The sequence below is a fragment of the Pseudoalteromonas sp. TAP-3C genome (genome assembly GCF_059888565.1).
The window spans coordinates 2,894,991-2,908,745 of the sequence record NZ_CM187618.1 but is presented as its reverse complement, the minus strand read 5'-3'; the positions used below and the strand labels follow the sequence as shown (position 1 = coordinate 2,908,745).

General features: G+C 40.7%; 16 protein-coding genes and 1 pseudogene. 8 read left to right on the top strand and 9 right to left on the bottom strand.

Annotated elements, in window-relative coordinates:
* Positions 1-120: 120 nt before the first annotated feature.
* The 4 genes from AC6H44_RS13655 (at position 121) to AC6H44_RS13640 (ending at position 3,261) form a co-directional block, all read left to right on the top strand.
* Positions 121-660: a DUF2058 domain-containing protein gene (locus AC6H44_RS13655; RefSeq protein ID WP_500736152.1), complete on the top strand. Its 540-nt coding sequence runs from the start codon at positions 121-123 to the stop codon at positions 658-660.
* Between the two features lie 172 nt (positions 661-832).
* Positions 833-1,156 carry a c-type cytochrome gene (locus AC6H44_RS13650; RefSeq protein WP_500736151.1) on the top strand — a complete coding sequence of 108 codons (324 nt, stop codon included), beginning with the start codon at positions 833-835 and terminating at the stop codon, positions 1,154-1,156.
* A gap of 135 nt (positions 1,157-1,291) precedes the next feature.
* The gene (locus AC6H44_RS13645) at positions 1,292-2,059 is read left to right on the top strand and encodes a class II aldolase/adducin family protein (RefSeq protein ID WP_500736150.1); all 768 of its coding nucleotides are present in this window, start codon (positions 1,292-1,294) and stop codon (positions 2,057-2,059) included.
* A gap of 26 nt (positions 2,060-2,085) precedes the next feature.
* The gene (locus AC6H44_RS13640) at positions 2,086-3,261 is read left to right on the top strand and encodes a mandelate racemase/muconate lactonizing enzyme family protein (protein ID WP_500736148.1); all 1,176 of its coding nucleotides are present in this window, start codon (positions 2,086-2,088) and stop codon (positions 3,259-3,261) included.
* Between the two features lie 186 nt (positions 3,262-3,447).
* Here AC6H44_RS13640 and AC6H44_RS13635 read toward each other — a convergent pair whose 3' ends face one another.
* The 8 genes from AC6H44_RS13635 to AC6H44_RS13600 form a co-directional block, all read right to left on the bottom strand.
* The gene (locus AC6H44_RS13635; protein WP_500736146.1) at positions 3,448-3,828 is read right to left on the bottom strand and encodes a hypothetical protein; all 381 of its coding nucleotides are present in this window, start codon (positions 3,826-3,828) and stop codon (positions 3,448-3,450) included.
* A 3-nt stretch (positions 3,829-3,831) separates the two neighbouring features.
* Positions 3,832-5,409, bottom strand: a complete 1,578-nt coding sequence (locus AC6H44_RS13630) for a S41 family peptidase (protein WP_500736145.1) — start codon at positions 5,407-5,409, stop codon at positions 3,832-3,834.
* Between the two features lie 48 nt (positions 5,410-5,457).
* Positions 5,458-6,297 (bottom strand): amidohydrolase family protein, encoded by an 840-nt coding sequence (locus AC6H44_RS13625; protein WP_500736144.1) that lies wholly within the window; start codon positions 6,295-6,297, stop codon positions 5,458-5,460.
* A complete protein-coding gene (locus tag AC6H44_RS13620) occupies positions 6,294-7,022 on the bottom strand; it encodes an SDR family NAD(P)-dependent oxidoreductase (protein ID WP_500736143.1) in 729 nt (242 codons plus the stop codon). The genes AC6H44_RS13625 and AC6H44_RS13620 overlap by 4 nt, the downstream gene beginning before the upstream one ends.
* A gap of 21 nt (positions 7,023-7,043) precedes the next feature.
* Entirely contained in the window at positions 7,044-7,532 is a 489-nt protein-coding gene (locus AC6H44_RS13615) for an FKBP-type peptidyl-prolyl cis-trans isomerase (protein ID WP_500736142.1), read from the bottom strand.
* A gap of 111 nt (positions 7,533-7,643) precedes the next feature.
* Positions 7,644-8,666 carry an MBL fold metallo-hydrolase gene (locus tag AC6H44_RS13610; protein WP_500736141.1) on the bottom strand — a complete coding sequence of 341 codons (1,023 nt, stop codon included), beginning with the start codon at positions 8,664-8,666 and terminating at the stop codon, positions 7,644-7,646.
* Positions 8,667-8,721: 55 nt separating this feature from the next.
* The gene (locus AC6H44_RS13605; RefSeq protein ID WP_500736140.1) at positions 8,722-9,027 is read right to left on the bottom strand and encodes a cell division protein ZapA; all 306 of its coding nucleotides are present in this window, start codon (positions 9,025-9,027) and stop codon (positions 8,722-8,724) included.
* Positions 9,027-9,257, bottom strand: coding sequence for a DUF904 domain-containing protein (locus AC6H44_RS13600; RefSeq protein ID WP_500736138.1), 231 nt, complete (start codon positions 9,255-9,257; stop codon positions 9,027-9,029). Before AC6H44_RS13600 ends, AC6H44_RS13605 begins: the two co-directional genes overlap by 1 nt.
* A gap of 215 nt (positions 9,258-9,472) precedes the next feature.
* Here AC6H44_RS13600 and AC6H44_RS13595 point away from each other — a divergent pair, with 215 nt between their 5' ends.
* Positions 9,473-10,312, top strand: coding sequence for a 23S rRNA (adenine(2030)-N(6))-methyltransferase RlmJ (locus tag AC6H44_RS13595; RefSeq protein ID WP_500736136.1), 840 nt, complete (start codon positions 9,473-9,475; stop codon positions 10,310-10,312).
* A 59-nt stretch (positions 10,313-10,371) separates the two neighbouring features.
* On the opposite strand, the gene AC6H44_RS13590 is transcribed toward AC6H44_RS13595, so the two are convergent.
* Positions 10,372-10,938, bottom strand: a complete 567-nt coding sequence (locus AC6H44_RS13590) for a PhnA domain-containing protein (protein ID WP_500736135.1) — start codon at positions 10,936-10,938, stop codon at positions 10,372-10,374.
* Positions 10,939-11,141: 203 nt separating this feature from the next.
* Between AC6H44_RS13590 and AC6H44_RS13585 the strand changes: the two are divergent.
* The 3 genes and pseudogenes from AC6H44_RS13585 to AC6H44_RS13575 all read left to right on the top strand — a co-directional run bounded on the left by AC6H44_RS13585 (position 11,142) and on the right by AC6H44_RS13575 (position 13,692).
* A pseudogene (locus AC6H44_RS13585) lies at positions 11,142-12,415 on the top strand (EAL and HDOD domain-containing protein).
* Between the two features lie 53 nt (positions 12,416-12,468).
* Complete coding sequence (locus tag AC6H44_RS13580; RefSeq protein WP_500736133.1) at positions 12,469-13,077, top strand: paraquat-inducible protein A; 609 nt, start codon at positions 12,469-12,471, stop codon at positions 13,075-13,077.
* Positions 13,078-13,320: 243 nt separating this feature from the next.
* A complete protein-coding gene (locus AC6H44_RS13575; RefSeq protein WP_500736132.1) occupies positions 13,321-13,692 on the top strand; it encodes a hypothetical protein in 372 nt (123 codons plus the stop codon).
* Positions 13,693-13,755 lie beyond the last annotated feature (63 nt).

The window sequence follows — 13,755 nt, the reverse complement described above, 5'->3', positions numbered from 1 at the left end:
TTATTGCGCTAAATCACGCTTTGTTTTTAACAGTTTGTTAGATTAATACCGATAGCGCTGTTATTTATGCTCGTTGGTGATTAAAATAACGTTAATATTCGTTTTTAGTGGGAACACGCCATGGGGTCACTACAAGAGCAATTGCTCCAAGCAGGTTTAACAACATCACATAAAGCTAAAGTTGCTAAATCAGAAAAGCGCAAGCAACAAAAAAAGCAAAAGAAGGGAGCCACGAGCAACCCAAATGATCTGCAAAAGCATATTCAGCAAACTAAGCAGGAGCAGCAGCAAAAAGCCGAAGAGCTTAATAAAGCGCGCCAAGAAGAGTTAAAGCAGCGCGAGCAAGTAGCGCGTGTTAAACAAATTTTAGAGCATCATAATCAAGAGTCCATTCGTGGTGAACGCACCTTTAACTTTACTTATGAGAATAAAGTAAAAGGACTTGATGTTAATGAGCAAACGCAAAAGGCGTTATCGGGCGGTCGCTTGGCTATTTGTGTGTTAGAAGGCTTATTTTATGTATTAGATGACGAGCCTGCACGCAAAGTGGCTGAGGTTGATGAAAAATATATTGTTTTTCATGTTGAACCTGAGAACAAAGCCAAAGATGAAGACGATCCGTATGCTGATTTTGAAGTGCCAGACGATCTAATTTGGTAAGCTGTTATTAAGTACCTGCTCAGCTGGGACAAGCTAATGTTACCGTTGCGAGGGATACGTGTATTTGTTCTGATTGATCGTCAAACCTCATCAAGGACGTATGCTTTTTAAAGATTTATTGACTACAATTATCACAACCGTTTTTTTAACCGTTAAAAGAAGAGTAAATACAATGAGCAAGATAAAAACACTTTTATTAGGCGCGGGTATTAGTTTAGCCGCAAGTTTTTCATTTTCAGCAGCCGCTGCAGACGGCGCTGCACTTTACACAGCCAAAAACTGTCAAACATGTCATGGTGCAGAGGGTAAAGCACCTATTATGGCGATGTACCCTAAACTAAATGGTCAAAACAAAGAGTATTTAGTTGCGCAAATGCAATATATCAAGTCAGGTGCACGTAATAGCGGTATGTCTATGGCCATGAAAGCCATGGTTGCAACTGTAACTGATGAAGAGTTTGAAGCGATTGCCGATTACCTATCAAAAGTACAATAATCGCTAACGCTACTTAAATAAGAGCCACACTTTTGTGTGGCTTTTTTATTTGGTGATTGCCATCGTACCAATACTCATTTAGACTTCTAAACATCTGCAATCACTAGCGCTATGCTGTGTTTTAAAAGGTTAGTTATGTTTGATTTACCCCAGCTCGATTTAAAAAATAAAGTATCAGAACAAGAGTGGCAACTACGTGTTGATTTAGCTGCATGTTATCGATTGGTCGATTATTTTCGTTGGGGAGATTTAATTTATACGCATCTTTCTGCTCGCCTACCGGGTACTGATCACTATTTAGTCAATGCCTTTGGTTTAACATTTGATGAGATCACCGCATCTAACTTAGTCAAAGTAGATTTAAATGGTCGAATTATTGACGATACACCGTTTGATATTAATCCTGCAGGGTTCACCATTCACAGCGCTATTCATGAAGTACGTGAGGATGCCCATTGCGTTATACACCTGCACACCAAAGAAACCATTGCGGTTGCAACACAAAAACAAGGGCTGTTACCGCTAAGCCAGTATTCGATGTTTTCATTACCCTCATTGTCTTACCATGGCTATGAAGGTTTAGCGGTGAATAATGATGAGCGCAAACGCTTACAAACAGACTTAGGCACCACCAATCATATGCTACTGGTTAACCACGGTGGTTTAACTGTGGGCCCAACGGTCGGCGATGCATTTATGCGCTTTTACGATTTACAACGTGCCTGTGAAATACAGCTAGCCATTCAATCAAGTGCACAAGCAGCGATTGCTGTGCCGCAAGCTATTATTGATAACATTTATAACCAAGCGAACGTGGTTCACAGCGGCAGCACCGGAGGGCAGTTAGCATGGCCTGCTATGTTACGAAAAGCGTATCGTCTTGACCCAAGTTTTGCAACATAACCTACGATGGTTAATAAGGAATTTTTATGAAAGTAAATCGCGTTGAAGTCTTTGATATTCATTGCCCAGAACGTCCAGCATGGACACCGGTATTCGTTCGAATTCATACCGATGAAGGAATTAGTGGTGTGGGTGAAGCAGGTCTTGCATACGATTTAGGCCACAGTGCCGCAGCGGCTATGATCAAAGAAATGGCCGATGCCTTTTTAATTGGCCATGACCCGTTTCAAACCGAAAAGCTTTGGTCGCGCATGTTACGTGAAAGTTTTTGGGGTTTGGGCGGTGGGCCGGTGGTTTACGCTGCAATGAGTGCCATTGATACCGCACTTTGGGATATAAAAGGTAAAGCACTTGGTTTACCTGTGTACCAATTACTGGGCGGCAAAGTTAACGACAAACTACGCACCTATGCATCACAGCTACAATTTGATTGGGATAGTGAATTTAAAGCGCTGGTACAACCACAAGAATATGCAGAAGCGGCACTTAAAGCGATTGCTGAGGGTTACGATGCAGTAAAAGTTGACCCCATTCAATACGATAAAGACGGCAATACCTATTACGACCGCACAAATATTATTTCTCGAGCTGAAATGAAACTATATCGTGCACGTATGCAGGCTATTCGTGAAGCGGTGGGTGACGAAGTGGATATTATTTTTGAATGTCACAGTTTACCGGGTGCAACATCAGCAATTCAAATTGGCAAAATTGCAGAAGAATTTGACTGCATGTACTTTGAAGAGCCTGTTAATTATTTAAATCATTCATTACATGCCAAAGTGGCTGACAAAGTCGCTGTACCTATTGCCGGTGGTGAGCGTTTATATAACCGTTGGGGTGTGCGTCCTTATTTAGAGGATCAAAGTATTGACGTATTACAGCCCGATATTGGGTTATGTGGTGGCTTTACTGAAACTAAAAAAGTATGTGATTACGCTGATATTTTTGATGTGCGTATTCAGGCGCACGTATGTGGTGGGCCGGTCGCAACTGCGGCAGCACTGCATTTAGAAACAGCGATCCCTAACTTTTTAATTCATGAGCATCACACTTACGCGATTAAAAAGTGGAACAGGGAGCTTTGTTTACAAGATCCACAACCTAAAAATGGCTTTTTTGAAGTATCAGAAGAGCCAGGACTTGGCATTGAGCTTAACGATGAAATTGTGATGCGCTCACAACGCGTAGAGATTAAATAGCTTCGGGTCGGGAGTGCCGAGCTACGAGAAGCGAGCTGCCCCCAGCTCGCTGCTCATTAAGTTTATCTACTTCAGCGTTGCCAAAATTTAAAGCTATTTTTATCCCATTCACAGCGCGACAATCTTGCCCGAAACCCGAAACCCGAAACCCGAAACCCGAAACTCGAAGCTCGAAGCTCGAAGCCCCTAGTTGTTAATTTTGCACTTTACATCCGGCAACGGCTGGGTGGCTTTGCTATCAAGGTGGCGAACAAAACAGCGCTCATTTTTAATCATTAGTTCAAATTGATCCGGCATATTAAGCTGCTTGCCCATAATAGGATTACCTTGAGGGTCAGTGTGGTTCAATCGCTCAACAGTGACAGTGCTTGAGGTTATAAAAACATCGTCTGCTAGCTGTACCTGTGAGCTATGCAATAGCTGCGCAATGGCATTGGCGACTTTACTGCTACTTGGTTCAATCAATAACGCATGTTGCAACTTAGGCGTGGGTTCGGGGCTTTGTGCTAGGCAGCCTGTTAACACTAGCATCGCTGCTGTCATGCTTATTGCTAATAATGTGTTCATTACTTATCTCATGTTATCGTTAAGAATGGTGTTTTGTTTTAGCATGGTTTGAATGCGCGTATCTTTCACTTCGGGTATATCGGTGGCAATAGCTGGTGCAAAACCACGAATACTGTTTATCGAGCTTGGGGCTGGGCAACTGCCAGTTGCTCTATAGCTAAGCGCGGTATTAAGCAGTGCTTCACTTGCATCACCTAGGGGGTTAGTAAAATCATCGGCAACAGCACAATCTGCAATACGCACTGGCTGGCGTTCATCATCAATGGTATTTTGCGGTGCAAAGCCATCTGAATACTCACCAAACCCTTGGTTATTTTCGCCCGTAAATTGAATGGAAAAATAAGTAGTGTCGCAGTTATCGGTAGGGTAAAAGCCATAGGGCTTGCCACAGGTGCCTGAGCCTATTTGAATAATGTCTACATCTGCACCACGCAAGCCATTAATAATTGCTTCGCTAGCTGAACAGGTACTGCTGGTAGTAAGTACAAATACCCGGTCTAAATTTAATGTTGGTAATGGAGTGCCTACGGTTATTGCAGGGTTATTTTCAAAGCCAACATAGCGGTTTGTAAACGGCATGGGTGTCAGTGCTTTCCCAGTTATCGGGTTGATATTGGGGTACTTATCGTTAAAAATGGTGCGCTCAAATATTTTGCCTTGGGTGTTGCTGCCCGCTACCATGTAGCCTACTTGACTGGCCATTTGTAATAAACCACCGCCGTTATAGCGCACATCAATAACGAGATCTTTAATGTTACTGGCAGCAAGTTGGTTAAAGGCATTATAAAGCTGTGTTTCGGCTACTGCGTTGTGACTATTAAATTGAAAGTAACCGACATCGCCATTTTCTAAATCAGTGCGTACATTCATCACGGGTTGTGATTCAATGTTTTGCGAGGTCAGCGTTATGGTTCGACTTTCATTGGTATTGATATCCCGAAAGATAAACTCGGTAGCTTTACCAGTTTGCTCGGGGAATAAGCCTGCATTAATAATACCGACCTCACTTGCTGAGGTGGTGTTAATAAAATCAACGCCATCAATTGCTATAAGCTCATAACCCCGAAAAATACTTTGGTTACTGGCTGGCGTGTTTGGCTCCACGTAACTAACAATTGCTTGGCGCGGCGCACTGCGGGCTATTATTTTTATGTTAAAGCCATAACCAAAGCTTAGTCCTGATTGACTTTTTTTTTGCCACTCATCCGTTGGCAAGCTAAAGTGAAAGTTATCTTTTTTTGCGCCCGAATCGGTTAACTGCTCAGTTTTTAAAGTATTAAAGTATGCAAGTACGCCATTTGTTAATGCAGGGTTGGTATCAATAATTTCGTCATACCATAAATAGGTTTCGTTACTCCAAGCGCGCAGCCAGTTTTTTTCGTTGCTTGCTTGGCATTGACCTTTAAATTGTCCTGAACTGGCAAATACACCAGAAGTCCAGCCACTGTTATTTGTGGTTGGGTTAGTATTATTATCGCTACCACCATCACCACCACTACTACCGCCACAGCCACTGAGTATAGTCGCTAGTGATAAAGAGAGTAATGTGTATTTAAAAGAAGCTGAATTAACAATAGCCATACGCATGCTCGTTTTTTAAACTGTTGGGCTAAATATAGCGGTTTTCATTTAGAGTTGATAGAGGCGCGCTGCATTTTTGTAACTCAGGTACTGCCATGTAAGCGCATCGTGGCATAGAGTGTGATAATAATGCCATAACGTATTGTAGTTACTATTAATTTGGCAAACAGGGAAGTTGCTTGCAAGCATCACTCTGTGCATACCAAAATGCTTTAAAATATGGGCAAAGCAGTGCACTTGCTGCTCATTATTAAGTGTTAGTAATTCAAACCCAGAAAACTTAATTGCAATATTCGGTTGTTGTGCGAGTAATTCAATAGCGCGTTGCCAATCAGTTATATTATTTGCAAGTCCCGCGTGATTAACGATTATTTGTAAATTAGTAATTTGGCTAGCATAAGAGATGAGCTGTTTGGTGATGTTGAGGTTTTCTACTTCAAATTGCGCTTCAAAATGCAGCTTTAATTGACTCAAATGCCGCAGGTTATCAATACAATGTGGACTGAGTAAACGCGTGGCATCATTACCCTCAGTGATGTCTCTTATACCTACAAGAGACGAATGTGTTAGTTGCTCAAGTGCTATATTAAATGCGCTATTTGGCTGGTTAATTTGTGCAAAGCCAACGGCTTTATAAGGTATGCTTTTAATGTGTTTGGCTAACCAGTTTAGTTCATTAACGGGTTGATCATTATCAAACCCCGCTTCTATGTGTACTAAACCAGCGAGTTTAAAGTCAGTACTTTTTATAAGTTCGGCAACGCTTATCGGCTGTTTTATTTTATCTAGGTTAGGCCAAACAGGTGGGTTGGCACCTTGTAGCCACGCATATTGACCCTCCAGCAAATTAAAAAAATGCAGATGCGGGTCAATAATTTTAGTACTCATTGCGCTGTGTAGCCGCCATCAATACGTTGTAAGCTACCAGTAATAAAACTGGCTTCATCATTGGCTAAAAAGTTTACCAGTGCGGCAACTTCATCGGCTTGGCCTAAACGATTAAGCGGTTGTAAAGCGGCTTCTTCTGCCACAATATCGGCTTTGTTTGCGCCGCTTTTTTTGCAGTATGCATCAATCGCATTATGAAATAACGGTGTTTCTATGGTGCCAGGGCACACTGCATTAGCGCGGATATTGTAGCTGGCGTAGTCTAATGCAGTGGTTTTAGCCATCGAAGCCAATGCATGTTTAGTTAAGTTATAAGCAAATGAATTTTGCTTACCAATAATGGCCTGATCTGAGGCAATTAACACAATAGCGCCATTTTGTTGTGCTTTCATGGCCGGTAATACGCTTTGTATAGCCGCGTATGCACCTTTAACATTAAGTGCCAGTAACGCATCGAATGTCTGGTCATCGGTTTGCTCTATCGTGGCACTTAAATGCTTACCAGCGTTAGAAACAAGTACATCAATTCGTTGTGTTTTTTCAATAATACCTTGTATACATTGGCGTACGGCGGTCACATTACTAACATCACATTGATGAAAAATGCCACACTCACTGGGCTCAATATCTAAGTTATGAACCTGATAGCCACTTGCCAATAATCGCTTTACTACAGCAAAGCCAATACCTTTAGTCCCACCGGTGACTATTGCAACTTTTGACATACTCACTCCTTTAATTACTAATTAATGTGCGTGGCCGCAACCGCCTTCAGCATGAACATGGCCATGAGAAACCTCTTCGCTGGTGGCCTCACGAACTGAGACAACTTCAACGTCAAAGGTCAGTGTTTTGCCCGCAAATGGGTGGTTTAAATCACAATCGGCATTAAAGCGGCCTACTTTTACAATAGTTACTTGGTGACGACCTTGATTTGATTGCACCATCGCAGTCATGCCTGGTTTCCATACTTTTACATCACCTTGAAGGTGCTTAAGTGGAATGCGCTGAATTAAATCATCTACACGCTCACCATATGATTCACTTGGAGATAACGTAACGCTAAATTTATCATCCGCGGCTTTGCCCTCAAGGGCTGCCTCTAAACCAGGTAGCATGCCTTCGCTGCCGTGAATGTAACTTAATGGCGCATCGTTTAGACTACTTTCTATTTGTTCACCGGCTTCGCTTAGGGTGTAATGAAATTCAACGGCCGAGTTTTTACTGATTTGCATGCATGTCTCTTTGAGTGTTAGCTAAATTAAAAACAATTTTACGTGAAATAGTGCGCTTTATAAACTTAAGGTGAATTATTTAATGCATTTTATAAGTGGGCAACCGATTTTTTAGTTGGCGATGCTTTTGGCGCGAAGTAATCCCGATTGTAAAAATAAGTTACTTGATTTTATATTAAGTGGATCCTGCTGATAAGGTTTCAGAGCCTCGCTGGGGAAGCTTTTTAGTAATTGCTCAATACTGGCATCGGGGTTGTTTTTAACATGTCCCGTAATGGTTTGTAAAAATGTGAGTGACTGTTTTAGTTTACTTTTATTAACTAAATCACCATGTCCGGGAATAAACACTGTCAATGTATTATTGTTTATATATTTTTTTAATAAATTTTGCCATTGCACGAGCTCACCATGACCGGGGTAGGGAAGCCAGTCGATAATATCACCCCCAATTAATGTTTTACCCTCGTCAGCGAGTAGTGTTAAATCGCCATTGGTGTGTGCCTGATGTGGGTTTATAGTAAGCTTATAGTCACCTAAGTCTAATGTTTTAGAGTCACTAATGCTTATGTTAACGGGGGCTAATTGATAGTTTTGCCAGCGAAATAAGCGTTTTTTAGCGCGGGTGAGCTTTTCTCGCCATTGAGCTTGCTCTGCGTCAGGTAGAGTGGCTAATCGTTGATAGCTCAGCTCAATGCTTTTTTCGAATCCCTCCAGCTTGTCAGTTAAGGCGTGTTGATAACGCGAAAAATTGTTTGTCACTTGTTGGTGCGCAATGAGTTTTGCATCTGGATAATAATGTTGTAAAACCGCCATGCCCAGTAAGTGGTCGTCATGAAAGTGGGTAGCCACTAAATAACATAAAGGCACTTTTAAACGTTGTTTTAACGCCTTTACTAATTGCTCTACTGCCGCGAAGTTGCCACTGGCATCAACAAGTAATGCACATTCATTGCCTTCAATTAATACTTGGTTAGAGTCGTAAAAGCGCAGTCTTTCTGGTTGTTTAATAAATTGAATATTAGCTGATAACGGTTGAAACTCAATGGCTGCATCACTTTTTACATGCACAAACAAGCAAATTAAAGGTAGTAAGCACTTACCTATTTTTTGAGCTTTATTTAAAAATAGTTGCATCTTTATCTCTAGCTGTATTTTGACGGTAAAAACAATAAAAGCGCAAAATGCGCTTTTATTTAGTGTGCTCAGCGTTAGAGCTTAAGTATTTACTCAGCTTATCAATAAGTTGATCTTGATACTCTTGCTCAACTGTTTTTTGATTGTTTGCTTCAAGCAATTCGTGGCTTAAGTTTAAAGCAGCCATAAGTAATGCGTTTTGATCGTTTCTGACTGTTGAACGTTGTTTCATTTGTTCAACTAAATCATTCAGATTTTTAGCGGCCGCCTTTAGTGCCTCTTCTTGCCCAGGTGGACAAGCAAATTGCTGCTCTTTACCAAGCAATTCAACAGTGACTCGCTGGTTTTGCAGCTCAGACATTAGCTTGCCTGTTGTGCGCTTTGTAATTTATCTAACAATGATGACAAGGTGGTACTCGCATCTTTTTGTTTTTCTTCGTTTTCAAGGGCTTCTAATTGTAATAACTCATTTTCATCAAGTAGTTTGTTATTTTGTTCTTTAAGCTCTGAAATGTCAGCTTGTAAGGTATTATTACGGGTAATTAGTTGATCGATCAGTTGTTCGAGTTGAGAAAGAGTGTCGTTGTTCATAAATGCGCTCATATAACTGTAATTAATGTCATGCAAATGTAAAGCAAAGTGTGTTTATTTGCCAGCATTTACGCTGGTTTTAGGTGATTTTTATTCTATGTTAAGGGATAATTCATGCTATTGGCTTTTTCATTCAGAAATTGTTCACGTAAGCACCTGCTTTTGCTGCTTATGGTTCACTCATTTTATTAAACAGCGTATGGCGAAAATAAATAATGCTTAGTTACAGACACTCCTTTCATGCAGGTAATCCTGCCGATGTACTTAAACATTTAGTATTAGCGCAGGTATTAGGCTATCAAACAACTAAAGACAAGCCGCTTGATTATATTGATACCCATTCGGGTGCTGGTTTTTTTGAGCTGGCAGCCCCAGACGCGCAAAAAACCCAAGAATACCAAGATGGTATTGAAAAACTTTGGCAGCATACCAGTCAACATAGAGCTCTAAATGACTATATTGAGTTAATAAAATCATTTAATCAAAGTTCATCTTTGATGTTTTACCCCGGTTCACCAAAAATTGCTGAACACTTTTTACGTCGTCAGGATAAGGGCTGGTTTTTTGAATTACACCCGCGAGATTTAGTCTTACTTGAAGAAAACATGCAAGGCAAACGCTCTATTCGGGTACGTGGTGAAAATGGATTTGCCGGCTTAGTTGGCTTGTTACCACCGGCCTCACGCAGGGCATGTGTGCTAATAGATCCGCCTTATGAAATAAAAGACGATTACAATACGGTGGTAGAAACCATTGTGAAGGCGCATCAACGTTTTGCCACGGGTACCTATATGATTTGGTATCCGGTTGTAGATAGAGAGCGCATTGATAACATGGAACAGGGGTTAATTGACGCGGGAATTAGAAACATCCAATTATTTGAACTAGCAACCGAGGCTGATACAGATGTACATGGTATGACCGCCTCTGGAATGATAGTGATAAACCCACCATGGAAATTGAAGCAAGCAATGGATAACGTGTTGCCTGAACTAGTAAACTTGTTAAGCAAGCCTACTGGCTTTTATCGCAGTGAGCAGTTAGTTGACGAGTGACAGTAAAAAGCCCAGTTTAGCTGGGCTTAAAATTTGTTTATTTTTTTGGCGCTTTTAAGCTACTTTTTAACGTATTTGGTTAAAATTACAATACGTTGTCCATCAACACGCCCTTCAATATGTTCTGGGTTGCTGGTTAAGCCAATATTGCGCACAGCAGTACCACGCTTAGCCGTTAAGCTGCTGCCTTTTACATCTAAGTCTTTTATTAAGGTGACGGTATCGCCAGCTTGCAGTATTACGCCATTGCTATCAATATGCTTAATATCATCATCTTCAGCCAGAACTTGCTGGGCCCATGTTAAAGTGTCTTCTTCAAGGTATATCATATCAAGCGCGTCTTGTGCCCAGCCGTTGTCAGCAGCGAGTTGTGTCAGCATCCGATAAGCAACAACTTGTACCGCCGGTGTTTGGCTCCACATACTGTCATTTAAACAATGCCAATGGGTAGGGGTTAAGTCGCTGCTGCCTTCAATTTGATCTTTACATGTTTGACAGGTGTAAATACATTTATCTGAATGAGCTTCTATAACAGGAGGGACTTCGTATACAGTTAAATTGTCTGTTGCTGTGCAGAGTTCACATTGGTTGTTACTACGCGTTATTAAGGCTTTTTCAATGCTCATGGAAGATGGCTCTTGTGAGTTTATAAAAATTAGTGCTCTATTATACCTTATAACTCTAATCTTTGGGTATAAAGCCTTATAAAAAACAAGGGTACTAATTTAAACCTATTTATTCTTTGATGAGTGAAAATAGCTGCGAGTGTTTACAGTTTCACTATACTGATTAAAAACAACGATGACATCACTGTTAAACAGGAAGGGTAATGCCAAATAACCAAGTCGTAAAAAATTCATCTATTTTGGTCACTCAGTATATTGCTAGGCAACCCATTTTTAATGGTGATAAAAGTATTTTTGCTTATGAGTTACTTTATCGAGATTCAGTCAATAATGCCTTTCCCATGGGAACAACCGACGGGCAAGCCACTGGACGACTTTTTTTAATGCGCTAATGCTGGTTGGCATTGAAAAGCTGGCGCTTGGTCAAACTGCGTTTATAAACTTATCTAGCGAGGGGCTTTTAGAGGACTTACCTAAGTTATTAGAGCCTAAAAATACCGTGATTGAAATTGTTGAGCGCACAGAAAACATAGAACAGGTTGCAGAGCGGGTTATAGAGCTTAAAAAGGAAGGGTACATATTTGCACTTGATGATTATGACACTCACGAAAAATGGCAACCTTTGCTCAGTTTGGTTGACTATATAAAACTCGAAGTTGAAATGCCGATAATAAAAACCTGCATGCTGCTTAAAAAATTAAAACGCAATCACCCTGATGTTAAAATAGTGGTAGAGCGAATTGAAACCTATGAGCAATTTAAGCAACTAAAAGAAGTTGGTTGCGATTACTTTCAAGGGTTCTTTTTTGCACGCCCAGAAATGCTTAGCTACAACAATGTTGAGCCATTGAAATTAGCAGTGTTAGATTTATTGCGTTGCACATCACGTCCTGACTTAGATTTTAATGAAATTAACCAACGCATTTCCAAAGATGTGGGTTTAACTGCACGTGTTCTTAAATTAGTAAATGCTCGCTCAGCCAATAAAAACTTAGTGATCACGTCAATTCCCCAAGCGGTTGTGTATTTGGGGGAAGATTCTATTCGCAAGTTTGTACGCGTTTTAGCGCTCAGCGAGCTTGGCTCAGACAAACCCAGTGAACTTACTCGTTTAGGGCTAAACCGAGCGCAGTTTATGCAAATAATTTTAGAACCCGGCGGAAAAATCATTGCTGAGCAAGGTTATTTAGTCGGTTTAATGTCGGTGCTTGATGCTATTTTAGATATGAAACTGGAAGCTATTGCCAAAGAGTTTAGTTTAGGTGCTGAGTTATCTGGTGCACTATTAAGTTTTGATGGCATGATGGGCAGCTCATTACATTTAATAAAAGCAGTAGAGGAAGATAACTGGCAACTAGCTACAAAATTGTTAGAGATTATTCGCCCTGCATCAAATATAGAACTGGTATTTAGAGCCATGCTGGATGCGCGCCAATATGCCGATGAGCTATTAACCACCATTATTGAGCAAGACTAACGCGAGACGTTTGGGTATGATTGGTAAATATTGACCTTACTTAGTATTACACCATGCGTATATTTTTACCGATCACGACTATTTTAATTGCTTTAGCTTTATTAATTCCCGGGGTAACACAGCCGGTGCTGAGTATGGAGGGGAAAATTGATAAATCAAAACTTGCACAAGCTGGCATTGAAATGCTGGCAGATGAAGGAAATCAAAACACCCGAAATATGTTAATGATGGTCTCGGGTATGCTGGGGTTAGACAGGCTTGAGGGTGAGATCAGCGCTTATCAAAAAACACGCAGTATTTGGGGCGCTGTGACTGAACTGGCCGATAACAAAAATTACTTAGTGGCGATATTAGTGGCGTTTTTTTCTATGGTGATCCTAACAATTAAGCTGCTGCTTCAATTGTTATATTGTGCACTGAAGGAGACGTCGTTTAAGTACAAGTTTGGCAACGTCATTATTGGCTTGAGTAAATGGAGTATGGTGGATGTGTTTGTAATTGCATTAATTGTGGCTTATCTTGGCGGTAATGCTGATGGCCAAGTGAGTGAACTGATCAACATGCACGCCGAACTTGGTACTGGTTTTTGGTATTTCACCGGTTATTGTTTATTTGCCATCGCCGCGAGCAGCTTAATAAAAAAAAATATAAAAAGTAGTTAAAAGTTTGTATTAACTAAGTAGTTATCATAAACTTCGTTAGAACCTAGAACCTAGAACCTAGAACCTAGAACCTAGAACCTAGAACCTAGAACCTAGAACCTAGAACCTAGAACCTAGAACCTAGAACCTAGAACCTAGAACCTAGAACCTAGAACCTAGAACCTAGAACCTAGAACCTAGAACCTAGAACCTAGAACCTAGAACCTAGAACCTAGAACCTAGAACCTAATTTAAAAAGGCATTGTGTTGCAACGTATCCACCTTAGTTTATTGGCCATAGTTTTGTTACTCACTTTAGTGGGTCAAGCTGTTGCGTCTGTAACTATGTTGTGCGAAATGCCGCATATGAGCCAATCTCAGTCACAACCAGCTGATGCTGTTGATATGCACCATGGCATGTCGGCAGGTATGATGAACATGGATTGTTGCGATGATGATGCAACAAACAACCAAGAATGTAGCTGTCCAATAAGTGTATGTAGTGCTCAATCAATGTTAAGCATGAGTGCGTTAGTTTCCATCAAGTTGACTAAACCTGAAAAAGTACAGCTTTATATCCTGAAAAATAAACACCGTATTGCCAGTTCTTTTTATCGCCCTCCCATGTATGGTTAATTGCAGGATTGGTGCATCTAAAATTTATCTAAATCACCTTTTCTGCCTTTAAATTAATCATTT

What these genes read in the sequence shown, in the direction of transcription:
- AC6H44_RS13650 (WP_500736151.1), top strand. Translation starts at nt 833, where the DNA reads ATGAGCAAGATAAAAACACTTTTATTAGGCGCGGGTATTAGTTTAGCC.
- AC6H44_RS13620 (WP_500736143.1), bottom strand. Translation starts at nt 7,022, where the DNA reads ATGTCAAAAGTTGCAATAGTCACCGGTGGGACTAAAGGTATTGGCTTT.
- AC6H44_RS13610 (WP_500736141.1), bottom strand. Translation starts at nt 8,666, where the DNA reads ATGCAACTATTTTTAAATAAAGCTCAAAAAATAGGTAAGTGCTTACTA.
- AC6H44_RS13595 (WP_500736136.1), top strand. Translation starts at nt 9,473, where the DNA reads ATGCTTAGTTACAGACACTCCTTTCATGCAGGTAATCCTGCCGATGTA.
- AC6H44_RS13605 (WP_500736140.1), bottom strand. Translation starts at nt 9,027, where the DNA reads ATGTCTGAGCTGCAAAACCAGCGAGTCACTGTTGAATTGCTTGGTAAA.
- AC6H44_RS13640 (WP_500736148.1), top strand. Translation starts at nt 2,086, where the DNA reads ATGAAAGTAAATCGCGTTGAAGTCTTTGATATTCATTGCCCAGAACGT.
- AC6H44_RS13630 (WP_500736145.1), bottom strand. Translation starts at nt 5,409, where the DNA reads ATGGCTATTGTTAATTCAGCTTCTTTTAAATACACATTACTCTCTTTA.
- AC6H44_RS13655 (WP_500736152.1), top strand. Translation starts at nt 121, where the DNA reads ATGGGGTCACTACAAGAGCAATTGCTCCAAGCAGGTTTAACAACATCA.
- AC6H44_RS13625 (WP_500736144.1), bottom strand. Translation starts at nt 6,297, where the DNA reads ATGAGTACTAAAATTATTGACCCGCATCTGCATTTTTTTAATTTGCTG.
- AC6H44_RS13635 (WP_500736146.1), bottom strand. Translation starts at nt 3,828, where the DNA reads ATGAACACATTATTAGCAATAAGCATGACAGCAGCGATGCTAGTGTTA.
- AC6H44_RS13615 (WP_500736142.1), bottom strand. Translation starts at nt 7,532, where the DNA reads ATGCAAATCAGTAAAAACTCGGCCGTTGAATTTCATTACACCCTAAGC.
- AC6H44_RS13600 (WP_500736138.1), bottom strand. Translation starts at nt 9,257, where the DNA reads ATGAACAACGACACTCTTTCTCAACTCGAACAACTGATCGATCAACTA.
- AC6H44_RS13645 (WP_500736150.1), top strand. Translation starts at nt 1,292, where the DNA reads ATGTTTGATTTACCCCAGCTCGATTTAAAAAATAAAGTATCAGAACAA.
- AC6H44_RS13580 (WP_500736133.1), top strand. Translation starts at nt 12,469, where the DNA reads ATGCGTATATTTTTACCGATCACGACTATTTTAATTGCTTTAGCTTTA.
- AC6H44_RS13590 (WP_500736135.1), bottom strand. Translation starts at nt 10,938, where the DNA reads ATGAGCATTGAAAAAGCCTTAATAACGCGTAGTAACAACCAATGTGAA.